At 44.9% G+C, this 21863-nt stretch carries 21 protein-coding genes and 1 pseudogene; 16 read left to right on the forward strand and 6 right to left on the reverse strand.

What is annotated here, in order from left to right:
* Positions 1-7: 7 nt before the first annotated feature.
* From MUK70_RS22755 to MUK70_RS22770, 4 genes are all read left to right on the forward strand, one after another.
* Entirely contained in the window at positions 8-718 is a 711-nt protein-coding gene (locus MUK70_RS22755; RefSeq protein WP_234655264.1) for an SDR family oxidoreductase, read from the forward strand.
* Positions 719-792: 74 nt separating this feature from the next.
* Positions 793-1701 carry an ROK family protein gene (locus MUK70_RS22760; protein WP_234603345.1) on the forward strand — a complete coding sequence of 303 codons (909 nt, stop codon included), beginning with the start codon at positions 793-795 and terminating at the stop codon, positions 1699-1701.
* Between the two features lie 55 nt (positions 1702-1756).
* Positions 1757-2467 carry a glycosyltransferase family 2 protein gene (locus tag MUK70_RS22765; protein WP_234655265.1) on the forward strand — a complete coding sequence of 237 codons (711 nt, stop codon included), beginning with the start codon at positions 1757-1759 and terminating at the stop codon, positions 2465-2467.
* Between the two features lie 121 nt (positions 2468-2588).
* The gene (locus tag MUK70_RS22770; protein WP_234655266.1) at positions 2589-4580 is read left to right on the forward strand and encodes a T9SS type A sorting domain-containing protein; all 1992 of its coding nucleotides are present in this window, start codon (positions 2589-2591) and stop codon (positions 4578-4580) included.
* A 2-nt stretch (positions 4581-4582) separates the two neighbouring features.
* Here MUK70_RS22770 and murB read toward each other — a convergent pair whose 3' ends face one another.
* Positions 4583-5599: a UDP-N-acetylmuramate dehydrogenase gene (gene murB / locus MUK70_RS22775; protein WP_234655267.1), complete on the reverse strand. Its 1017-nt coding sequence runs from the start codon at positions 5597-5599 to the stop codon at positions 4583-4585.
* 55 nt (positions 5600-5654) lie between these two features.
* Here murB and MUK70_RS22780 point away from each other — a divergent pair, with 55 nt between their 5' ends.
* Both MUK70_RS22780 and gmd read left to right on the forward strand, forming a co-directional pair.
* Positions 5655-6281 (forward strand): SPOR domain-containing protein, encoded by a 627-nt coding sequence (locus MUK70_RS22780; protein WP_234603356.1) that lies wholly within the window; start codon positions 5655-5657, stop codon positions 6279-6281.
* A 58-nt stretch (positions 6282-6339) separates the two neighbouring features.
* A pseudogene (gene gmd, locus MUK70_RS22785) lies at positions 6340-7448 on the forward strand (GDP-mannose 4,6-dehydratase).
* 78 nt (positions 7449-7526) lie between these two features.
* Here gmd and MUK70_RS22790 read toward each other — a convergent pair.
* Positions 7527-8006: a thioredoxin family protein gene (locus tag MUK70_RS22790; protein ID WP_234655268.1), complete on the reverse strand. Its 480-nt coding sequence runs from the start codon at positions 8004-8006 to the stop codon at positions 7527-7529.
* 155 nt (positions 8007-8161) lie between these two features.
* Here MUK70_RS22790 and yihA point away from each other — a divergent pair, with 155 nt between their 5' ends.
* From yihA to MUK70_RS22815, 5 genes are all read left to right on the forward strand, one after another.
* Positions 8162-8770: a ribosome biogenesis GTP-binding protein YihA/YsxC gene (yihA, locus tag MUK70_RS22795; protein ID WP_234655269.1), complete on the forward strand. Its 609-nt coding sequence runs from the start codon at positions 8162-8164 to the stop codon at positions 8768-8770.
* A gap of 106 nt (positions 8771-8876) precedes the next feature.
* The gene (locus tag MUK70_RS22800; protein ID WP_234655270.1) at positions 8877-9398 is read left to right on the forward strand and encodes a DUF5606 family protein; all 522 of its coding nucleotides are present in this window, start codon (positions 8877-8879) and stop codon (positions 9396-9398) included.
* 79 nt (positions 9399-9477) lie between these two features.
* Positions 9478-10137 (forward strand): deoxyribose-phosphate aldolase, encoded by a 660-nt coding sequence (gene deoC, locus MUK70_RS22805; RefSeq protein ID WP_234655271.1) that lies wholly within the window; start codon positions 9478-9480, stop codon positions 10135-10137.
* Positions 10134-11255 (forward strand): glycosyltransferase, encoded by a 1122-nt coding sequence (locus MUK70_RS22810; protein ID WP_234655272.1) that lies wholly within the window; start codon positions 10134-10136, stop codon positions 11253-11255. The genes deoC and MUK70_RS22810 overlap by 4 nt, the downstream gene beginning before the upstream one ends.
* A gap of 144 nt (positions 11256-11399) precedes the next feature.
* Positions 11400-12344, forward strand: a complete 945-nt coding sequence (locus MUK70_RS22815) for a 3-oxoacyl-ACP synthase III family protein (protein ID WP_234603370.1) — start codon at positions 11400-11402, stop codon at positions 12342-12344.
* 73 nt (positions 12345-12417) lie between these two features.
* Here MUK70_RS22815 and MUK70_RS22820 read toward each other — a convergent pair whose 3' ends face one another.
* On the reverse strand, positions 12418-14412 hold the full coding sequence (locus MUK70_RS22820) for a M1 family metallopeptidase (RefSeq protein WP_234655273.1): 1995 nt from the start codon (positions 14410-14412) through the stop codon (positions 12418-12420).
* 137 nt (positions 14413-14549) lie between these two features.
* Here MUK70_RS22820 and meaB point away from each other — a divergent pair, with 137 nt between their 5' ends.
* Both meaB and MUK70_RS22830 read left to right on the forward strand, forming a co-directional pair.
* Positions 14550-15536: a methylmalonyl Co-A mutase-associated GTPase MeaB gene (meaB, locus tag MUK70_RS22825; RefSeq protein WP_234655274.1), complete on the forward strand. Its 987-nt coding sequence runs from the start codon at positions 14550-14552 to the stop codon at positions 15534-15536.
* A 139-nt stretch (positions 15537-15675) separates the two neighbouring features.
* On the forward strand, positions 15676-16155 hold the full coding sequence (locus MUK70_RS22830; RefSeq protein ID WP_234655275.1) for a lipocalin-like domain-containing protein: 480 nt from the start codon (positions 15676-15678) through the stop codon (positions 16153-16155).
* 52 nt (positions 16156-16207) lie between these two features.
* On the opposite strand, the gene MUK70_RS22835 is transcribed toward MUK70_RS22830, so the two are convergent.
* Complete coding sequence (locus MUK70_RS22835; protein ID WP_234603380.1) at positions 16208-16642, reverse strand: YybH family protein; 435 nt, start codon at positions 16640-16642, stop codon at positions 16208-16210.
* 225 nt (positions 16643-16867) lie between these two features.
* Between MUK70_RS22835 and MUK70_RS22840 the strand changes: the two genes are divergently transcribed.
* Both MUK70_RS22840 and MUK70_RS22845 read left to right on the forward strand, forming a co-directional pair.
* Positions 16868-17746 (forward strand): diacylglycerol/lipid kinase family protein, encoded by an 879-nt coding sequence (locus MUK70_RS22840; RefSeq protein WP_256464056.1) that lies wholly within the window; start codon positions 16868-16870, stop codon positions 17744-17746.
* Positions 17746-18081: a translation initiation factor gene (locus tag MUK70_RS22845; protein WP_234655277.1), complete on the forward strand. Its 336-nt coding sequence runs from the start codon at positions 17746-17748 to the stop codon at positions 18079-18081. Before MUK70_RS22840 ends, MUK70_RS22845 begins: the two co-directional genes overlap by 1 nt.
* Positions 18082-18189: 108 nt before the next feature.
* Here MUK70_RS22845 and MUK70_RS22850 read toward each other — a convergent pair whose 3' ends face one another.
* Both MUK70_RS22850 and MUK70_RS22855 read right to left on the reverse strand, forming a co-directional pair.
* On the reverse strand, positions 18190-18639 hold the full coding sequence (locus MUK70_RS22850) for a DUF8785 domain-containing protein (protein WP_082217555.1): 450 nt from the start codon (positions 18637-18639) through the stop codon (positions 18190-18192).
* Between the two features lie 66 nt (positions 18640-18705).
* Positions 18706-19947, reverse strand: coding sequence for an ABC transporter permease (locus MUK70_RS22855; protein WP_234603389.1), 1242 nt, complete (start codon positions 19945-19947; stop codon positions 18706-18708).
* Positions 19948-20091: 144 nt separating this feature from the next.
* On the opposite strand from MUK70_RS22855, the gene ggt reads away from it, so the two are divergent.
* Complete coding sequence (gene ggt, locus MUK70_RS22860) at positions 20092-21858, forward strand: gamma-glutamyltransferase (protein WP_234655278.1); 1767 nt, start codon at positions 20092-20094, stop codon at positions 21856-21858.
* Positions 21859-21863 lie beyond the last annotated feature (5 nt).

The raw sequence follows: 21863 nt of genomic DNA on the forward strand, positions 1-21863 counted from the left end.
CAGAAAAATGAATCCATTAGCGGTTGTCACCGGAGGGACGAAAGGGATCGGGAAAGCATGCATCGAGCGGTTTTTAAGTGAGGGGTTTGATGTAATTACCTGTGCGAGAAATGCTAACGACCTGGAAGCACTCGAAAAAGAAATGAACAACCGGTTTGATCAGGCGAAATTATATTATCAGGTCGCCGATCTTTCGCTAAAAGCAGATCTCAACGCCTTTATTGAATTTATTATTTCAAAAAACGCATTTGCAGAGGTCCTTATCAACAACACCGGCGTATTCATTCCGGGCCAGATCCACAATGAAACGGAAGGCATCCTGGAAAAAACAATGGAGACCAACCTTTACAGCGCTTACCACCTCACGAGGGCGATTATTCCCGGAATGATTGAAAGACGCAAAGGACATATTTTCACAATGTGCTCCACAGCAAGCATTATGGCCTATCCAAATGGCGGCTCATACTGTATTTCCAAGTTTGCGCTTTACGGAATGACCAAAGTTTTGCGGGAAGAAATGAAGTCGCACAACGTAAAAGTGACAGCCGTGCTGCCAGGAGCAACATTCACCGACAGCTGGAAAGGCACTGACCTCGCCGAAGACCGGTTTATGGACTCAAAAGACATTGCAGACACCATCTGGGCTGCGTATACATTATCCCCGAGAGCGGTGATGGAAGAGATTTTGATCAGGCCGCAGCTTGGAGATTTAGATTGATTAGTGAACAATAGCGCAATTTTGCTAAATTGCCGCATTTTTAAAATTATTTATTAAAACCCATATTTCATTTCATGGAACAATACCTCGGTATAGACGTGGGCGGTACTAACGTAAAAATGGGGATCGTTGACGCTACGGATGGAAGAATTTCAAATTTTTACAGTCACGATACCGCCAGCTGGCGCAGTTCAGGGCATTTTATAGACCGCTTGGGAGATGCGATAGCGCTCCAGCTTGTTGAATATCCCGAGGTTAAAAAAGTGGGAATCGGCGTTCCGGGGCTCACCACCCGCGACAGGACTACATTGATCGAGATCACAGCCATACCTGAAATTGACGGAATTGCCATTGTTCCTGATCTGAAAGTCAGATTTCCTGAACACGATTTTTACCTTGAAAATGACGCGAATGCTGCTGCATTGGGCGAATATTATTTTGGTGAAGACAAACTTCCCGAAGACTACATCTTCGTAACGCTGGGCACAGGCATCGGCGGTGCAGCGATCATTGATAAAAAAGTTTTTAAGGGTGGCGGCGGAAATGCCATGGAGCCGGGTCACGTGCCTTCTAAAAACGGCAAAGTTTTGGAAAGGAACATTGGTAAAAAAGAGCTTCTGGATCTTGCCATCGCCATGCGCACCAATTATACAGGACAAACGCAGCTCCCATCTGACGGAACAATCTCGACAACAGGCCTTGTAGCGGCGGCATCGAAAGGTGACGAACTGGCCATGCAAGTATTCCAGGAAATGGGCTATCTGCTGGGCGAAGGACTGGTTTCGATGATCCGCATTCTGGATATTACAACCATTTTGATAGGCGGAGGAATTTCTGCTTCGTTTGAATATATTCTGCCCGCTATTAATGAGCGTTTTGAATATTGGTTGACCCCATATTACCTGAAAACAATTACCATTAAGAGAGCAACATTAGCCAATGACGCAGGTCTTTTGGGCGCGGCCTCTTTATGTTTTGATTAATAGCTTTTACCTTACTCGCTGAACGGTCCTTTATATCCTCCACAATTTTTACCTGATGAAATTATCAGTAATTGTCCCCGCGTACAATGAAGAAAAAACGATTTGGAAAGTGCTCGAAAAGCTCAAATCCGTCGAATTGATTGGTGGTTTTCAAAAGGAAATTGTGATTGTAAATGATTGTTCAGCGGATAATACCGAGGGAGTCGCCCAGCGTTTTATTGCAGAAAACCCTTCACTGGAAGTAAGTTACTTCCGCCACGAGTATAATCAGGGCAAAGGTGCAGCCCTGCATACGGGGATTCGCAAAGCCAGCGGCGATTACATTATTGTGCAGGACGCCGATTTGGAATACGATCCCGAGGAATTCAACATTCTGCTGAAACCGGTTATCAATGGTTACGCCGACGTAGTTTATGGGTCCAGGTTCATGGGTGGACGCCCGCACCGGATCCTTTTCTTTTGGCACACGATCGGCAACAAATTCCTGACTTTCCTGAGTAACATGTGCACCAATCTCAATTTGACGGATATGGAAACCTGTTACAAACTCTTCCGCGCCGATCTGCTCAAAGGCCTCGAGCTCAAAGAAAACCGCTTTGGTTTCGAACCCGAGGTTACGGCCAAAATCTCAAAAATACCTAAAATACGCATTTACGAAGTAGGCGTTTCCTACTACGGCCGCACTTATGAGGAAGGCAAAAAGATCAACTGGAAAGACGGATTTCGTGCGCTTTACTGCATTGTGCGGTACGGTTTTGGCCGGTAGGGAATTCAAATCCGCCTTGGAATAATTATTGTGATCCGTTTTCACCCGTTGATCGTACTTATGGCAACGGCTTTGGCATTACGATCAAGGAAAATCTCTCTATCAATTCCGCTTTTTTCGCATGAAGAAAACTCTACTACTGGTTTTATCAACATTTATCGGATTATTTATTTCGAATGCTGATGCACAGCAATCGGGCATAGCAATCCTGGATAAAGTCCCTGCCAATATGCAGCTTTTTGCAAGGGATAGCACCGGATATGCCAATGTTGAGTTTCTGGGGAGAGTTCAAACACCCGGATATGCCTATTTTTCTGTTGTTCAGTACAGGAATAAAACAAGGAACGCTTACCAGCGCAAAAACCTTCAATACGACGGCTCACAAGCACCATTTAACTTCACATTCAGGATCAAAGCCGAGCTTGCCGAGTATGGATATGAAGTCTATGCATGCAAATCCGGATCTGATTCCACATTGATTGTAAAGCGTGACAACGTTGTAGCCGGTGATTTCTATCTCATTTACGGCCAATCCAATGCCGTGGCCTGGGAGGTTGACTATGCTTACCGGAATGAATTTGCGCGAACTTACGGATCGTCCGGCGGGCCGGCCGAATGGGGTCTGGCGAACGGCATTGGTCAGCGCGTGGGCATCTTTGGAATAGAATTTCAAAGGGTGATCGCCGAAAGATACCAGGTTCCCACCTGCATTCTTAATGGTTCTGCCGCAGGCGCTTCCCTGATTGACCTTACCGATAAATCCAGTTATTACGGACACTTGCTCAATGCCGCCAGAGAAACCGGATTATTGCCGTCTCTGAAAGCCATATTTTACTGGCAAGGCGAAACCGAAGCATCATCTGATAACCCGCTTACGTGGGCGCCGCGCTTTGACAAGCTCGTGCAAATGTGGAAGGAAGATTATCCGATGGTCAAAAAAATCTATGTCTTTCAGCTTCCTCTTTTCGGCGGCGGCGTATATGACGACCGCATTGGTCTCTTGCGTGAGCAGCAAAGAACATTGGACCGGAAATATCCTATTATTCAGCCTTATGCAGCCTTAGGGGCGGTAGGATGGAACGGGTTTCACTATGGATTGGAGGGATATTTGCAACTCGGCCGTGATATGGCCGATATGGCAGGACACAATCATTACGGCCAAAAGGAAAAGATTACTTCGCCCAGCTTGCAGAAAGCATTCTATTCTACACCCGAGAGGGATGAAATAACGATGGTTTTTGAGGATTATCAGCAGATGGTTTATCCCAATGACACCACTGCCGTGAACATTGAGGGAAGCCTGGAACCGTCTTCCGTCTTTTCAATGAAAGACTATTTTTATTTGAATGCCGAGTGGAAAAAACTGGCTTCGGGAAGAGCGGAGGCCAATAAAATTATCGTAAAGCTGGAAGAGGCCGGGAATGATTCTACGATCAAATATCTTCCTTCCAAATATCACTATTCGGGGCTTTTGAATGCTGCCTGGGTGTATATTGGTCCATTTTTAAGGAACACAAAAGGATTGCGTGCTTTTGCTTTCCATCACAACAAAATTTTCCCGTATACAAATCTGGGCACCATGACTCTTGCTTCCTCAGAACAAGATAAACAAGTGATCTTGAACTGGAACAAATTGCCTAATGCAACCGGATATATGTTGGAGAGATTACAAGCCAATGATACGCTTGCTGCACACGAAATTCTGCATTTCCCCGCAAATCAACTTCAATATGCAGATCCATCCGCGAAAAAAGGCATTACGTATATTTATCGGATCAGAGGTTACACCGACCAGTCCGAATCAAAACTGGCGTCCACGACGATTACGAAACAGGGTGAGGACATCGACATCATACTGGGTGAGGACATTCAGGAATTAAGCATTAATGTGTATCCTAACCCTGTCACCGACTTCATAAATATTGTCTCTACCCAATCCGCCATCAATCTGGTAGAATTATTCACAATCAATGGCAAGAAGGTTAAGGACGCGGGTTATGCAAACAAGGATTGGGCAACATTCAATGTGAACGATCTTAGCAGCGGCCAGTACATTCTCCGGGTTTATTATGGAAATAAAATCAGCACCAGTAAGGTTGTACTGGTGCGTTGAGACTATACAAAATTAACCTCCGGCGTTAAGCGAATGCCATACTTGACTTCAACGGAACCCTGAATGGTGCTTGCCAGCTCGCGGATATCGTTGCCATTTCCTCCACCATAATTGACGAGTACGAGCGCTTGCTTTTCGTGCACGCCAATAGCGCCCTGGCGATAACCTTTCCAGCCTGCCTGCTCAATAAGCCAGCCAGCCGGCACTTTTATCATTGTCTCACTCACCGGATATCCCGGCATGTCCGGAAATGCATTTTTTAGGCTGTTATATTGCTCTAATGGGATTTCAGGGTTCTTAAAAAAGCTGCCCGCGTTACCGATTTGGGCGGGATCAGGGAGTTTGCTGCGGCGAATGGCAATCACGGCCTGGCTTACGTCCTTAATGGTCGGTTCGGAGACATTCATTTCGGCCAATGTTTTCTGCACATCACCATAGCCAATATTAATGACCGGTTTTTTATTCAAAACAAAAGTCACCCCAGTTACCACATATTGATTTTTCAGCGCCTTTTTAAAAATACTCTCCCGGTAACCAAACTCACATTCGGCATTGGAAAAAATCCTTTTACGACCTTCCGAAATCGAAACGGCCTCAACCGATTCTACAACATCCTTGATTTCGACACCATAGGCACCGATATTTTGCATCGGCGCCGCGCCTACCGTGCCCGGAATGAGCGACAGGTTCTCGACGCCGCCGTAGTTATGTTCAACGCAATGCATTACGAAGTCATGCCAGCTTTCCCCCGCCCCTACTTTCAGTCTGATGGAATGTTCGTCTTCATTTATTTTATCAATTCCTTTAATCGCCGGATGGATCACCAATGCGTCGACATTTTGAGTGAAGAGCACATTGCTTCCGCCTCCGAGAATAAATTTTGACGATTGCCTCCATACCGGATCTACCAAAATTTCAGTTAATTCTTCTACCGAACTGACTTCGGCGAAAAAGGAAGCTACGGATTCGAGGCCGAATGTATTGAAATGCCGAAGCGAAAAGTTAGATTGAATTTGCATTGAACCAATAAATAAATCCTTGTAAAGTTAGCTATTACATTCAAAATAGCATGTTATGGTGATTCATCCATTTTTGATTAAGTTTGCAGGCTCAGTAATAAAGGCTAAGGATATGATGCTGAAAAAGAATTTTTTATGGGCTCTTCATCTTTTCATCATCCTTCTTTCAGGTTGCAGCAAAAAGTCTGTTGTAAGCTCTTCCAGTTCGGAATACAAAGAAGATTTGTCTTCGGTGAGACCTCGTTTCGACTATGTTGAACCGACAGTTACCGAAAAAGCTGCCCCGGTAAGCACCCCCAAAACCAATACAGCGCCAAAGGGAAATGCAGACAAGCCGTTGTATGTCAACAAACGATTGGAAACGGTGCTGGATACATTAGCAAAGCACAATAAATCAATTCGTTATGCCAACGGCTTCCGGATCCAGATCTATGTGGGCAATGTAAGGCAAGAAGCGGACGATGCGAAAAGTTACGTTTACGGGGCTTTCCCGGACCTTAATCCCTACGTTTCCTATACGCAACCGACTTACCGCGTAAAAGTGGGCGACTTTATGTATCGCACTGATGCAGAGCAATATCTGGAACTCATCCGCGAACGGTATTCCTCAGCAGTGATCCTGGCAGACCGTGTCGACATCAAGCGGAGCCTCCTGGTAAACCCTACTGCCGAAAGCAATTAGGATTTGATTGTTTCTAACTTTTTAACCCGGATATTATTTTATCCATATATACATACTAATGAAAATAGCCTTAATTACCGGAATCACCGGACAGGACGGTGCTTACCTGGCTGAACTCCTTTTAAGCAAAGGATACGAGGTGCATGGAATAAAGCGTCGCAGTTCGTTATTTAACACGCAGCGTATTGACCATATTTATGAGGATCCGCACGAAAAAAAATGTGAGGTTCAAACTGCATTATGGTGATCTGAGCGATTCTACCAACATTATTCGCATCATTCAGGAAGTGCAACCTGATGAAATTTACAATTTAGGTGCCATGTCTCACGTTCAGGTGAGCTTTGAAGAGCCTGAGTACACGGCCAATGTGGACGGGATTGGAACATTGCGTATCCTGGAAGCAGTTCGCCTTTTGGGTTTAACTAAAAAAACTCTACCAGGCTTCAACATCTGAGCTTTACGGTTTGGTGCAGCAGGTTCCTCAGTCTGAGACTACCCCATTTTACCCCCGCTCCCCTTATGCAGTTGCCAAGCTTTACGGTTACTGGATCACAGTCAATTACCGTGAAGCATATGATATGTTTGCGGTGAACGGAATTCTTTTCAACCACGAATCTCCATTAAGAGGAGAGACATTCGTAACCCGTAAAATCACTCGCGCAGTTGCCCGGATCGCTTTGGGGTTGCAGGATAAAGTTTATCTGGGAAATCTGGACGCACAGCGCGACTGGGGACACGCAAAAGATTTCGTGGAAGCAATGTGGTTGATTCTTCAGCAGGAAGTTGCTGAGGATTTTGTGATCGCGACCGGGATAACGACACGCATCCGTGATTTTGTAAGAATGGCTTTTGCCGAAGTAGGCATCGAAGTTGATTTCAGCGGTGAAGGCGAGCATGAAATCGCGAAAGTGACTAAATGCAACAATCCTGATTTCCAGGTAGAAATTGGAAAAGAGGTAGTTGCTGTCGATCCGAGATATTTCCGTCCGACCGAGGTGGAGCTTTTGATCGGTGATCCTACCAAATCTATGACGAAACTGGGCTGGAAACCTAAATATGACTTGAAAGCATTGGTTAATGATATGGTTGCAGCCGATGTATTGCTCTTCAAGAAAGACAGGCTTTTGGAAAGCAGCGGACACCGTGTTCCAAATTACTACGAATAACATACAGCATTGCTGAAAAAGAAGAACCCCGAAGGAAATCCTCCGGGGTTCTTCTTTTTATATCGCTTCGCTCAAAAATCAGATCGCCTTAGGAGATTTCTTTTGAACGGATTTTGCAAGTTCGATCAATTTTTCAGGCGTTTGGTAACCAATCACCTGCTTTACGACTTTTCCTTTTGCATCAATAAAAAACAATGTTGGATATGCTTCCAATGGATATTTGCCAGCAAGTTTCAATCCTTCGCCACTTTCCATATCATATTTAACATTGATAAAATCTTTGTTAAAAACCGCTGCGACGTCGTCACGCGTGAAAACATTTTTCTGCATCATTTTGCAAGGGCCGCACCACGTGGTGTAAGCATCGAAAAATATGATCTTGTTTTCAGCTTTTGCTTTTTTCAGGATTTCTGCCCATTTGGCTTCAGTGAACTGGATTCCCTTTTCTTCTGCTTTGGTTTCCTTCTTATCTCCGTCTGGCTTGTTTGCCGCGATGGCCACTGCAAATGTCAAAGTAAGGATTGCAATGAGAAAGGATAGTTTTTTAAGACTTTTCATCTTTATTGATTTAGTTATGGTTTCAACTCTTTAACAACGAAAATACCCTATTCATTTATTTTATCCAATCACCTTTACGGAGTATGCCACCAGAGCATTCGAGGTTAGTAAAGAAAGAAAAAGTAACTTCGCACTATTATTAACGTCAAAAAAGCATGAAAGTTCAGGAAGCAAGATACGTAATGAGTAACTCGGATTATCAGAAATGTCCTGACCCGGTTTTGCCTGAATATGCGTTCATCGGGCGCTCCAATGTTGGTAAATCTTCATTAATTAACATGTTGACCGGAAAGAAAGGCCTTGCGAAAACTTCGCAGCAACCCGGTAAAACACAGCTCATTAACCACTATTTTATCAACGAATCCTGGTATCTGGTCGATTTGCCGGGTTATGGTTATGCCAAAGTGAGCAAAGTTGAGCGCGAGAAGTGGGAAAAAATGATCGGCGATTATCTGCACAACCGCGAAAACCTGATCTGCACATTCGTACTGATCGACATTCGGCACAGCGCACTCCCGGTTGATCTTGAATTCATGGCCGGTCTGGGTGAAGCCGGCATTCCTTTTCACATTATTTTCACAAAAGCCGATAAGCTGAAACCGACGCAGGCGATCAACCAAATGGAGGCATATAAAGAAAAGCTGGCTGAAATGTGGGAAGAAGTGCCGCCGATGTTCATTACGTCGGCAGAAAAAAACGAAGGCCGCGATCCCATTATGGAGACAATAGAAACTTATAATCAGACGTTTGAAAGGACAAAGTAAAGCAAAGGTTGTTTAGCGCTCAATCTTTCCGTTATTTTGCGCAAAATTGAATTGGTCATCGCATTCAACATAACATTATTAAGATATAACTAATTAGTAAGAAAGGATGAGTGAAAAAGTAGAGTCAACAGGAATGGATTTGTTGAAAGAGATAGCGAATGTTTCAGGAAAAGGCGGATTGTTTCGTATTCTTAAACCTAGCCGCGCAGGCGTCATCGTAGAAAGTTTGGATGAAAAGCGCGAAAAAACGTTGATCGGGCCAACTGCGCGTGTTTCTGTTTTGAAAGACGTTTCTATTTTTACAGACGGAGAGGAAGAATCAGTGCCTTTGGCAGACGTTTTCCTGAAAATTCATGAAGCGCATGGAGAAGAAGTGACTTTGCAGCCAAAAACAGCATCAGACAAAGAGCTGATCGAATTTTTGGATAAAATTCTCCCGGAATTTGACAGGTCGAAAGTTTACGTTTCTGACATTAAGAAAATCATTACCTGGTATAACTTATTGTCTAAATATACACCCGAGCTGTTTGTAGCCGCACCAGAAGAAGCGGAAGCAGAAGAAGCCCCGGAAGTGGTTGCAGAACAGGTTGCCGAAACTCCTGAGAAAGAAAAAAAGAGCAAAAAATAATCTCAGTTTATAGATCATTGCATAAACCCTGTCACTACGACGGGGTTTTTACTTTTTAAACTTATTGCCTTCCTGATTTATGACATCCCTGTCCGCCTACATCGATCATACTTTACTCGCTGCCAATGCAAGTGAAACCCAGATACGGAAATTGTGTGAAGAGGCCTGGATCCATCAATTTAAGGCAGTCTGCGTTGCCCCTGCTTATGTTGCTTATACAGCAGAAATGCTCGAATTCTGTCCGGTAAAGATCGAAATCGCAACCGTTGTGGGCTTTCCTTTTGGTTACTCTACGGCAGCAACCAAGATTTTCGAAGCGAATAATGCATTGGAAAACGGTGCCACTGAGTTGGATGTAGTGATGAACATTGCACAATTTAAATCCATGGCCTATCTCAGCGTTCGTGAAGAACTGAGCCAAATCGCAGCCCTTGCACACGAGCGGAATGCAATGATTAAAGTGATCATTGAAACGGCCTATCTCGATTCATTTGACATTTACACGGCCTGTGAAATCTGTGCTGAATCGAATGCGGATTTTGTAAAAACCTCCACCGGTTTCGGACCACAAGGCGCTGATGCTGACATTGTTCGAAAAATGCGTTCGATCCTTCCGCCCCATGTCAAAATTAAAGCATCGGGTGGGATAAAAACCAGGGAACAGGCCATTGCTATGATCGACGCGGGCGCTGAGCGCATCGGGACATCTGCGGGCGTCACCATTGTCAGCGCAGTGTGAAACGGCGTGTCCTCCTTGTCAGCACCGTTCATCCGGCAACCGATCCTAGGATTTTTTACAAAATCGCGCCTTCGCTCGCAAAGGAATATGACGTGTTTTGCGCGCTTCCAAATGCGAAGCCTGTTACAGCAGAGAATACATGCACCATGATCCGGCTTCCTGAGTTTCAAAGTCTGTGTCTCCGACTGCTCTTTTCACACATTGTTGTCTTATGGAAATGCCTGCGTATCCAGCCGGATCTGGTTCACATTTTCGTCCCGGAGCTGATTCCTGTTGCATTTATATTCAAATGCTTTGGGGCAAAAGTGATTTACGAGGTCCAGGAAAATTTATTCAAGAAATTCAGCATCAAGACTTACAACAATGCCTGGATTTTTCGGAAGCTTTTCAGATTGTTTGACCATTGGGCGAGAAGAAATTTTTCGCTGATTTTCACTGAAGACGCCTATTTGATTGAGTATGATAAACTGGCTTACCCGTCCGCAACCGTCCGCAACTTTGCACTTCCTTCATTTATAGACAGATATCGGGCGGACATACCATTAACCAGCACCAGTCCCGAGATTATTTACATAGGAGTTGTTTCACTGGAACGATCTTTTGATGTTATTGTAGTTGCTTTGGCAACATTGAAGAAAAGCTACCCAAATTTTAAAATGCATCTGTTTGGCAACGTGCGGATTGCCCGAGACAAAGTAGAAAAACTGCCAGGCTTCGATGAGATTGCGGAAAATCTGACTTTTTACGGTTATACAGATCAGCAAAAAGTCTTGGGATATGCCAGTAATGCGATTGCAGGAATTGCCCTTTTGAAGCCCGTCGCCGATTATCCGGAGTCTTACACAACCAAACTGTTTGAATATATGTCCTTGAAAGTGCCGGTTATTACATCAGATTTCCCATTATACAAAAATGTGGTCGAACAATCGGAATGTGGTTTTTGTATTTCACCATATAACGCCGATTTGCTGTCAGAAAAGCTGCAATGGCTGATTGAAAATCCGGAAGAGCGTTTGAGAATGGGCATTAACGGCCGGGAATCGGTTGAAAAAATGTACAGCTGGACGTCCGAGGAAGGCACGCTTTTGTCATTTTACCGGAGTTTGCTTAAAAATTAGAGTTGTTTCAGCAAATTTTATTAGATAATATAATTTTATAAACTTATTATTGAATTGTTCAAATATTAAGTACTACGATTTCTACGAAATATTTAACTTTCGGAATTAAAAAGAATCGTAGCTTGCGAAGTCAACTTCTCAATCATGTATATTAATACAGTTAGTCATTATTTACCAAGCGAAGTTATTGGTAATGAATATTTTACAAATATTAACAATCTGTCCCATGAGTGGATTGTAGAACGCACAGGAATTTCAGAAAGACGTAAGGCTTCTCCGGAAGAAAATACTTCCACGATGGCTATGAAAGCGGTTGAGGCCTTACTTGAAAATATCCCTTACAGCAAAAATGAAATCGACCTGATTATCGGTGCCACTTATACACCTTATGACACGATCGTTACATTAGCGCATGCAGTGCAGCACCAGCTTCAAATTCCGGACATTCCGGTTGTCAGCATCTCTTCTGCTTGTTCTTCGTTACTGAATGCTATTGAGATTGTTGAAGGCTATTTCGCATTAGGCAAAGCTTCGAAGGCTGTGGTTGTGGTTTCGGATCATAACACAGCCTATTATAATGAAATGGACACCGTTTCAGGCCATTTGTGGGGAGACGGCGCTTCGGCACTTCTGATTTCCAAAGAACGCCAGACGGATTCTGATATGGAGATTAAAAACCTCATTACCGGCGGCGCGGCAACAAGCGGAAAAGCCATTGAAGCCGTTGTTTTACGGCCCAATGACCGGGGCGTGATCATGCCTTACGGTCGGGATGTGTTCCAGAATGCCTGCCAGTATATGCCCAAGGTAAGCCAGCAGGTTTTGCAGGCTTGCGGACTTACGATCGACGACCTGGATTATCTGATCCCACATCAGGCCAATCACCGCATTAGCCTTAATGTGATCAACACGTTAGGAATTCCAGTTGAAAAGTTGATTTCTAACATTCAATATTTAGGAAATACTGGTTGCGCTGGTTGCGCGATTGCATTGTCGGAAAATAAAGACAAATTCAAGAAGGGTGATAACATTGTAATTACTGTTTTCGGTGGCGGCTATTCCTACGGAGCCATGCTGATCACGGTCTGATATTTGTTTATAAAAACACAAAAAAGGCCCGCATTGGTGAAATGCGGGCCTTTTTTGTGTCTGCTATCAGTCTTTAATTCACCTCTGGTTCTGAGAACATTGTCGGTTTCCAGACATTGTTTTCAGGATTGATATCTGGCAGATTATGCTCCGGATCAATGGTTACCGAACGAATTGGCTGTTGCGTCGCTGCCTTAAAAGTCCAGCTTCCGCCGCGCTGCCAGATTTCAACCGGTAATTCAACACGCGTTTTTTTGCCGCTCACCTCTTCAATGTCAATTTTAGCCGGCATAGCCCATTGATCCAGGTTTTCAATCGTAATGAAGGAACCTTTCTGCGGGTTTTGCTCAACATAAGTTACACCTTTAACGCCTTGATCGAGCTTATAATTTTCAAAGAACCATCCTTTCCAGAACCAGCCAAGATCCTCCCCAGCAGCATCTTCCATCGTCCGGAAAAAATCGTAAGGAGTTGGATGCTTAAAAGCCCAGCGCTGAACATACAAATGGAAAGCATAGTCAAAACGCTCTTTGCCCAAAACTTGCTCGCGCAACATTTTCAAACCGAGAGCAGGCTTATAGTAAGCTTCCCAGCCCAGGTTCACAGCTTGCACAACGTCCGGAATAGTCATAATCGGATCCGCTTTCGGACGGAAGATAATAGGCGCAAGACGCTGCAAATCATTCATTTGCGTGCTTTTGTACTCGCCATTGTTAAAATTATCGGCAGACAGGAAGTTGATGAATGTGTTAAAACCTTCGTCCATCCACGCATATTTACGTTCGTTGTTACCTACGATCATCGGGAACCAGTTATGCCCAAACTCATGATCGGTTACGCCCCAAAGATCATCCTTACGACTTTTGCTGCTGCAAAAAACGATTCCCGGATATTCCATTCCACCAACAATTCCGGCAACATTAGTCGCCACCGGGTAAGTGTATTCATGCACATAACCTGAATAAAACTCGATGCAGCCCTTCACATATTCGGTTGAGCGGCCCCAGCCATCCAATCCACCGTCTTCTGCCGGGTAAACCGACTGTGCCAATGCAGTTTTACCTTTCGGCAAATTCATTTTTGCCGCATCCCAAACAAATGCTTTTGAAGTTGCCCAGGCGATATCTCGCGCTTGCAGGCAGCGGAAACGCCACGTAAGCGCGCCCGATTGTTTTGGTCTTGACGCGGGATTGGTAACCTCTTCGGCACTACGGATCATTACAGTCTGATCGCTTTTTGCGGCATCAGCCAGTCTTTTTCTCTGCTCCGCTGTAAGCACTTCGCCCGGGTTCAGCAATTCGCCGGAGCCCACCACAATGTGGTCCCAGGGCACAGTAACATTATATTCGAAATCGCCATATTCCAGGTAAAACTCGCCTGCGCCCAGGTAAGGGAGTAAATTCCAGCCTTCAATGTCGTCAAACACGGCCACACGCGGATACCATTGCGCCATCTCGTAAACAATGCCGTTTTTGGTTTCCAATGTTCCCATCCGATCCGATCCATACTCAGGGATTTTGAATGAATAAGCGATTTTAATTTTGATAACATCTCCATTCGGTTTCACAGGTGTTGCAAGCCTGATCTGCATGCGTGTATCTGTGATCTTATAATTAGCTTCAACAAAACCACCTTTTCCTTGTTGAACAGTTACCGTTTTAATGGAATCTCCTCCGCTGAAACCTGTATTACCAAACCGTCCTCCGGTTACCGGTGTCGTTTTTCCGCCTCTTGACTGGTCATTAAATGCATTTTGGTCGAGTTGTAGCCAGATAAAATCAAGTGCTTCGGGGCTGTTGTTTTTATAAGTCAGTTCGACGTCACCACTCACGGTTCCTTTCTCCTCTTCCAGGGCAACATTGATTTTGTAATCTGCACGGTTCTGCCAATATTTTGGTCCGGGCGAACCGCTGCCTGTACGGTATTCATTACCTGGCTGAAAATTAAATAATGGGTGAAAAAGCACGTGTGAGTCGTATTTCACCTTCTCCTGCTCTTGTGCGTGGGCATTAAAAAATCCAAGACCTGCCGTAAAGAACAAGCCCAGACGAAATATTGAAATTTTCATTCTAATGATTATATATTAAAAACATGTGATTGTAAACGAGCAATATACGGCTTTTCGCCTTTTTTAATATAAAAAGTTTCATTTTTGCTAACCGGTAGTTACTTTAAAATATTTCCGGTTACATCTGATAATAAACCATGCGCCAGCGCCTTTCCATCGAAGACTACACAACCGGAATACTGGCTGGTGACCGGATCATGCTGAGCCAGGCTATTACCGTGACGGAAAGCAGGTTACCGGCGGACAAGGAACTCGCGGCGGCTATTCTCAAAGAAATCCTTCCTCATTCAGGCAACGCTTTTCGCATTGGAATAACGGGTGTTCCCGGAGTTGGGAAAAGCACTTTTATAGAATCTTTCGGCAATTATTTAACGTCCGAAGGAATGCGTGTTGCTGTGCTGGCCGTCGACCCGAGCAGCCAGAAATCCAAGGGAAGCATTTTAGGGGATAAAACGAGGATGGAAAAGCTCGCTCACAACCCTATGGCCTATATTCGGCCGTCCGCAAACGGCCTGTTTCTTGGTGGAATTGCCAAAAGCACACGTGAAATCATGTTGCTTTGTGAAGCGGCTGGCTATGATATTATCCTCATCGAGACCGTGGGCGTCGGGCAATCGGAAACATTGGTCAAAAGCATTACTGATTTTTTCCTGTTATTGATGCTCGCCGGTGCGGGCGATGAATTGCAGGGAATTAAGAAGGGAATTATGGAAATGGCGGATGCCATCGCAATCAATAAAGCGGACGGCGATAATGTTATGGCGGTTAATCACGCAATCTCCGCTTATCAGAATGCATTGCATTTGTTTCCAAAATCAGAATCGGGTTTTCTTACGAAAGTGCTTCCTTGCTCGGCACTAATGGAAAACGGCATGGATATAATCTGGGCGCTCATTCAGGAATATGAGCAGGTGACGCGCGCAAATGGTTTTTTTCATCAAAACAGGCAAAAACAAAACATCAACTGGATGCACGATCAGATCAGGGAGGCGCTAGATGATTTGTTTTATGGCGATCCGAAGGTGAAAACCAAGTTGCAGGAGCTTGAACATTCAGTTAAAGAAGGAAAAGAGCTTCCCGGATCAGCAGCACAGGATTTGCTGGATGTTTTTTTGACCAAATAAATCGTTAATGCCTCATTTTCAGCTTCAAGTATCAATTCGTCACGTTAACATATAAAAATTTCTTGCAAAAACATTTTTCCGGTAAGTTTGGACGTTAGACTTAACGATATACGAAACTAAACAACGATTTCAGTCAGCTATGAAAATTTACGCAGTATTAAGCAAACTTACCCTCTTGACTTTCATGATTATGGCTTTCGTCGTAACGGCTTGTAAGGACGATGACGAGAATCCGGCCCCACAAGTGGATGACAATCCGATCGTCGGAACCTGGCAATTGACCTCTGTGTCTGCTGAAACTCCCGGAACAATTCCACAATTGGCTCAATTAGCGGGAGCTGCGCCCTGTTATCTTGATTTAAAACTTACTTTCAAATCAGATAATACATTGACCACTGCTGACTGTCCTATTGCCGTCCTTGCCATTAGTGCAATTGCGCCAGTAGGAGATGGTTCAACATGGAAAGTGAATGGAGATGTGCTAAACCTTAAAAGCGGCACTACGGCAAAGGATTTCAAATTCACACAGACACCAACTGAGCTTACTGTAGTTGCTAACACAGAAGTTGATGCAACAAAACCTGCGGTGAATGCGCTGTTGAAATTTAAGAAGCTATAAATAAGCCTGATACAACTCAAAATGCCCTGCCTTTAAAGGCAGGGCATTTTTTTTATCCACTGGTGTGGTCGCAGATCACCACCCATTTGCCATTTATTTTCTTCCAGAGCAATGTATAATGTCCCTCCAAATCCCCTTTTTCCGGCCGGGTAAGATGAAATTTCCCTACCAGAAATGCCACGTCCTTACCTGGAAACGTGAGATTTAAATAAGTAAATTTCAGTGTTCCCATAGTCGCCCGGTCCGGGTAACGCTTCAAATAACCTTCGTGCGTGGCTTTGTAGCCGTAAGTTATGCCGGCCTTTCCGACGAACATAAGCGAGTCCGATTCCCAGTAACCATTCATAAACGAATCGATGTCGCCGCGGTTCCAATCGGCCATTTGCCTGTCCATCGTTGCGTAAATCGTTTCTTTGTCTTTGGGAGACTGCGCTTTTGCGAAAAGCGAAATCGTGATCAGGATGAGCGTAAAGAGCCGGTTTCTCATAATTTTTGCGGATTTTTGTAAATCGTTTCCTGATTTTAAATATACGTGAAAGAAATAAGGGAAGCGGTTGCAAGACCAAAAATCCAAATCAGAAATATCAGAATGAGTAAGTTCGATGAGATATTTAAAAAGCTTGACCGTCAGAGATATCCGTTTATCGACGGGCTTTATTACTTGTTCATCATTGTTTTTCTGTTCATTTTGTTCCTATTCTTTGCCTGACCTGTGAGCAAGCCTTCCTATTTGTTTATTTTAAATCCCAACTCCGGCACTTCAATTGGTAGAAACGCTAGTGAGGTGCAGCAAACAATTGAATCGTTTGCTAAGAAAAACGGAGCCGAGGCAATAATGCTTTTTACAGAGGAAAGGGCTCACGCTACAACATTAGTGAAAGAAAACCTGGATTTGCAGCCCTGGAAGGCCATTGTGGCAGTGGGCGGTGACGGAACAGTGAATGAGATCGCCCAGCCGCTTGTGAACACGGAGCAGCCCATCGGCATTATTCCGCTCGGCTCAGGCAATGGGCTGGCGCGCCATTTGGGCATTCCGCTTACCTTGGAAGCGTCATTAACGAGGCTTTTTGAAGGAAGAATAACAACCATTGACAGCGCCCAAATCAACGACATTCCATTTTTCTGCACAGCGGGAATGGGTTTCGACGCCTATGTCGGGCATTTGTTCAGTCAACAAAATCAGCGGGGATTGGCGACTTACATTAACGTTTCGTTTCAGTCGTATTGGAGTTATAAGCCGCAGACTTTTACACTGAATGGCGTAAAAACAGATGCGTTTTCATTGTCGTTTGCCAATGCCGGTCAATTTGGGAATAATGCCTGGGTTGCGCCTCAGGCCAACTTACAGGACGGTCTGCTGGATGTTTGCACCATTAAGCCATTCCCCAAATGGTATGGCTCATCTTTGGCATACCAACTTTTCACCAAGCAAATGAAGGCGTCCCGTTACGTTGACTACCAGCATATGACCGAAGCCGTGGTTGAAACACAAGCGCCGCCCATGATACATTACGACGGTGAGCCATTTCAGCTTGATACAACGAGGATAGAAGTTAAAATAAAACCGCAGAGCCTGCGAGTAATTGTCTGATGTCAAAAAAGAACCGCACAGGAGTCATCTATTCCACAAACCCCGACTTCGAATACACTGATGCCGGAGCCGACGAACCGGATACTTTACCGCCCGCGCAGCAAGACCTGAGGATCTGGCTGGATCGCAAAGGAGGCGGAAAGGTGACCACGATAGTAAAAGGATTCATTGGAACCAATGCAGATATGGAAACATTGGGCAAACAACTAAAAACCCTTTGCGGAAGCGGCGGAACCGTGAAAGAGCAGGAAGTGCAAATCCAGGGCGATCACCGGGATAAAGTGATTAACTGGCTGGCCGGGAAGGGCTATAAGGCGAAAAAGGCGGGTGGGTAGTGCCCCTAAATCCCCTGAAGGGGACTTTACATGCCCCTAAATCCCCTAAAGGGGACTTTACATAGTTTGATGGAAAAGTCCCCTTTAGGGGATTTAGGGGCAGAAGAGTCAAAGGACCTTATTCGTATCTATATCCGTCGGTGCGGGGAGATTCGACGGTGGGGGCTGGGGCAACTGGTTTGAACGTACGTTTTCCAGCACTTCCACATTGGTCACAAAATATTTGGTATCACCATTCCAAGGCAGGGTAAAGAACTTCTCTTCGTAAGTTAATGAAACGCGTTGTCCGTTTTTGATTGCTTCTTCCAATTTGGCAATGGCGTCTTTGTTTTTGGCGCTAACTGAAAATACCCACTCCGAGGAATTCATTGTGCCGTCGCCTTCATAGAGGCCACCCATTCTCAGCTCGCCTTCATATGTTTTGAACAAATAACCTTTGTTGCTCAGTTTTGTAATAAACCCTCCGCGTTTCCCTTCGCTATAATAGCCGAAAGTGAGGTAATAAAGGATTCCGAAAATAATCGCCAGAAATATGGCAAATATGACCCATTTACGCATAACAGTGTTTTTCTGAGTTTATTGATAGCAGCGAACTTCGCAAAACGGATTGATTATTCCTAGTTATTATTTCGCGCGGATCGCAATAACCGGGTCCATGCGTGCAGCAAGCATTGCGGGAACAATTCCGGACAGCACGCCAATAACACTCGAAACGCCCAGCCCAAGAATAATGTTGCCTGGTGTCAGCAGGATTTGCAATGAGCCCATCGGCATGAACGATAGGAGAAAGACTAAAAATATGCCCACCAAACCACCTACCAAACTGAGCATAACAGCCTCGAAAAGAAACTGGAACAGGATTGAATAATTTTTTGCCCCCAGTGATTTTTGAATGCCAATCAGATTGGTTCTCTCTTTCACCGATACAAACATGATGTTCGCAATCCCAAATCCTCCCACTAATATGGAGAAGCTGCCGATCACCCAACCAGCAATCGTCAGCACGGCAAAAAGCTGACCGATTGCCTCTGCTGCCGCTTCGGGACGATTCAGGGAAAAATTGCTGCCGTCGCGCGGCTTAATGCCTCTTTTGGTGCGCATCAAGCCCGTAATTTCGGCTTCCACTTCTTTCATTCCCTCATCTTCTGGAAAGCCTTTCACCACAATGTCCGCACTGCGCCGGCCGGATTGAAAGAGTTTTGAGAAAGAAGCAAATGGAATAATGCAGTTCTTATCCGGACTTCCGCCAAAATCCACAAGGCTTTCACCCTTCCGGACCTGGACGCCAACGATTGTAAATTTGTTTCCTGCAAGCTTGAATGTTTTGCCAATCGCATCTTGCCCCGGAAAAAGCGCCGCAGCGATATCTGCTCCAACGATAGCAACATTGCGTGCATTATTCGTTTCAAGTGGGATAAAATAACGTCCATCCTGAATGGGAATATCTGAAATTTGATTGTACTCGTAAGAAACGCCCTGAATTTGTGCGACAATGCTGTTGGAGCCATTTTTCAATGTGGTGCTTCCCCGAAAATCCATTACAGCCACGGCGCTGGCGCTCTCGAGATTTTCGTAAAGGAATTTGTATTCTGCGTAGGTAGGCTCCGGCCACTGAAAATATTTCCACCACTGATATTCGCCTCCAAACCCCCAGGGCCACTTTTGAACATAGATAACCTTATCGCCGATGAAGCTCATGCTGTCTTTAATGCTGCGTTCAAGGGAATCAACAATGGTAAAAACGGCAACAATGGCAAAAATGCCTACGGTCACGCCCAGGAGCGATAAAATTGTCCTGGTAATGTTGGATTTGAGGGCCTGCCAGGCAAAACGAAAACTTTCTAAAACCTGCCGTAAAAATTTCATAGCCTTCGGATATAATGTTTCTTTCAAAATCCTTTCAAACCAAAAGTTAAGTTTAAAGTATCAGGCTTAGAAATAAATTGTTACAAATGGCAAGATAAAGTGATTGATTTGATAAATTACAAACTGAATTATAACACTCCTATAATGACATTACGCTACAAGCTCGCATGTATTATCTGTACTTTACCGGGATTTCTGGCCGCGCAAAATCCTGTCCGGGAGTCGACCGGATTCTACCAGTTCCTCTCCGATGATCCCAATCAGAAACCATTTTTTAATGACAGGCCAGGCACCATCGCAAAAAATGGCATGGTGGCGACAGCCCATCCCGATGCTTCGAAAGTGGGTGTCGAAATATTAAAAGCCGGGGGCAATGCAGTAGACGCTGCTGTTGCGGTGCAGTTTGCATTAGCAGTTGTGCATCCTTCCGCGGGAAATCTGGGCGGCGGCGGATTTTTAGTATTGAGAGATAAAACGGGTAAAAGTTACAGCATCGATTTTCGCGAAAAGGCGCCCGCAAAGGGCCATGCGGACATGTATTTAGATAAAGATGGCAACGTAATCCCCAACTCCAGCATACTTGGCCGCCTTGCGTCGGGCGTACCGGGATCAGTCGCGGGCATGGCGGAAGCGCACGCCAAACACGGAAAACTACCCTGGAAACAGCTTCTTCAACCTGCTATTGATCTTGCCGAAAAGGGCGTAGTACAAACGGAAAGGGAAGCCCGTGGACTGAACGCTGTAAAAAAGGACATTTCAGAACTGAATCCTGGCACAAAATATTTCATTAACCCAACCGGAAAAGACTGGGCTGCCGGTGATTTGCTGGTTCAGAAAGATTTAGGCAAAGTATTACGCCGGATTCAGAAAAAGGGACACGATGGCTTCTATAAGGGAAAGACTGCCAGGCGTTTGGTTAAAGATATCAATAGAAATAAGGAGGGAATTATCAGCAAAAAAGACTTAGCCGACTACAAAGCGCAGTGGCGAGAACCGATTACTGAAAATTATAAGGAATACAAAGTGATCACCATGGCACCGCCTTCGAGCGGAGGCGTTGCATTGTTGCAGCTTATGCGCCTCACCGAGCAACATCCATTGCGGAAATGGGGCTGGCACAGCGATTCCACCATTCAGGTTATGATCGAAGCGGAACGCCGGGTTTACGCCGACCGTGCCAAATTTCTCGGCGATCCTGATTTTGTAAAGGTGCCCGTAGAAACCCTGATCAGCAAGGATTATCTGAGCAAGCGATGGAACGATTTTAATTGGGACAAAGCCACTGATAGCAAGAACATTAGTGGGGGCGTTTTCCCGGGATATGAAAGTTTGGAAACCACACATTTTTCCATTGTCGACAAAGAAGGCAATGCAGTATCCCTCACGACAACATTAAATGGCGGCTACGGAAGCCGGGTTGTGATCAAAGGCGGCGGGTTTTTTATGAATAATGAAATGGATGATTTCAGCGTGAAAGCAGGCGCGCCCAACATGTATGGACTGATTGGTAACAAGGCGAATGCAATTGCGCCAGGTAAAAGAATGCTTTCATCCATGACGCCAACCATCATAGAAAAAGAAGGGAAACTGCTGATGGTAGTCGGAACGCCGGGTGGATCTACCATTATCACATCCGTTTACCAAACCATTCTAAATGTGTTGGAACACGGCATGACGATGCAACAATCGGTGAATGCATTAAAATTTCACCACCAATGGCTTCCTGATAAAACAACTTTCGAGGCCAATGCTTTCTCCGAAGGAGCCATCAGAAAGTTGCAGGATAAAGGTTACGTTCTTGAACAGCAACGGAATACAATAGGCCGCATGGACTGCATACTCGTGCTCCCCGACGGCTCATTGGAAGGAGGCTCTGATCCGAGAGGTGATGATACTAGTATCGGGTACTAATATTA

Origin of the sequence: Dyadobacter chenwenxiniae (genome assembly GCF_022869785.1) — a bacterium.
GTDB lineage: Bacteria > Bacteroidota > Bacteroidia > Cytophagales > Spirosomataceae > Dyadobacter > Dyadobacter chenwenxiniae.

Coding starts and splice junctions, on each gene's coding strand:
- MUK70_RS22755 (WP_234655264.1), top strand. CDS start 8: ATGAATCCATTAGCGGTTGTCACCGGAGGGACGAAAGGGATCGGGAAA.
- MUK70_RS22760 (WP_234603345.1), top strand. CDS start 793: ATGGAACAATACCTCGGTATAGACGTGGGCGGTACTAACGTAAAAATG.
- MUK70_RS22765 (WP_234655265.1), top strand. CDS start 1,757: ATGAAATTATCAGTAATTGTCCCCGCGTACAATGAAGAAAAAACGATT.
- MUK70_RS22770 (WP_234655266.1), top strand. CDS start 2,589: ATGAAGAAAACTCTACTACTGGTTTTATCAACATTTATCGGATTATTT.
- murB (WP_234655267.1), bottom strand. CDS start 5,599: ATGCAAATTCAATCTAACTTTTCGCTTCGGCATTTCAATACATTCGGC.
- MUK70_RS22780 (WP_234603356.1), top strand. CDS start 5,655: ATGGTGATTCATCCATTTTTGATTAAGTTTGCAGGCTCAGTAATAAAG.
- MUK70_RS22790 (WP_234655268.1), bottom strand. CDS start 8,006: ATGAAAAGTCTTAAAAAACTATCCTTTCTCATTGCAATCCTTACTTTG.
- yihA (WP_234655269.1), top strand. CDS start 8,162: ATGAAAGTTCAGGAAGCAAGATACGTAATGAGTAACTCGGATTATCAG.
- MUK70_RS22800 (WP_234655270.1), top strand. CDS start 8,877: ATGAGTGAAAAAGTAGAGTCAACAGGAATGGATTTGTTGAAAGAGATA.
- deoC (WP_234655271.1), top strand. CDS start 9,478: ATGACATCCCTGTCCGCCTACATCGATCATACTTTACTCGCTGCCAAT.
- MUK70_RS22815 (WP_234603370.1), top strand. CDS start 11,400: ATGTATATTAATACAGTTAGTCATTATTTACCAAGCGAAGTTATTGGT.
- MUK70_RS22820 (WP_234655273.1), bottom strand. CDS start 14,412: ATGAAAATTTCAATATTTCGTCTGGGCTTGTTCTTTACGGCAGGTCTT.
- meaB (WP_234655274.1), top strand. CDS start 14,550: ATGCGCCAGCGCCTTTCCATCGAAGACTACACAACCGGAATACTGGCT.
- MUK70_RS22830 (WP_234655275.1), top strand. CDS start 15,676: ATGAAAATTTACGCAGTATTAAGCAAACTTACCCTCTTGACTTTCATG.
- MUK70_RS22835 (WP_234603380.1), bottom strand. CDS start 16,642: ATGAGAAACCGGCTCTTTACGCTCATCCTGATCACGATTTCGCTTTTC.
- MUK70_RS22845 (WP_234655277.1), top strand. CDS start 17,746: ATGTCAAAAAAGAACCGCACAGGAGTCATCTATTCCACAAACCCCGAC.
- MUK70_RS22850 (WP_082217555.1), bottom strand. CDS start 18,639: ATGCGTAAATGGGTCATATTTGCCATATTTCTGGCGATTATTTTCGGA.
- MUK70_RS22855 (WP_234603389.1), bottom strand. CDS start 19,947: ATGAAATTTTTACGGCAGGTTTTAGAAAGTTTTCGTTTTGCCTGGCAG.
- ggt (WP_234655278.1), top strand. CDS start 20,092: ATGACATTACGCTACAAGCTCGCATGTATTATCTGTACTTTACCGGGA.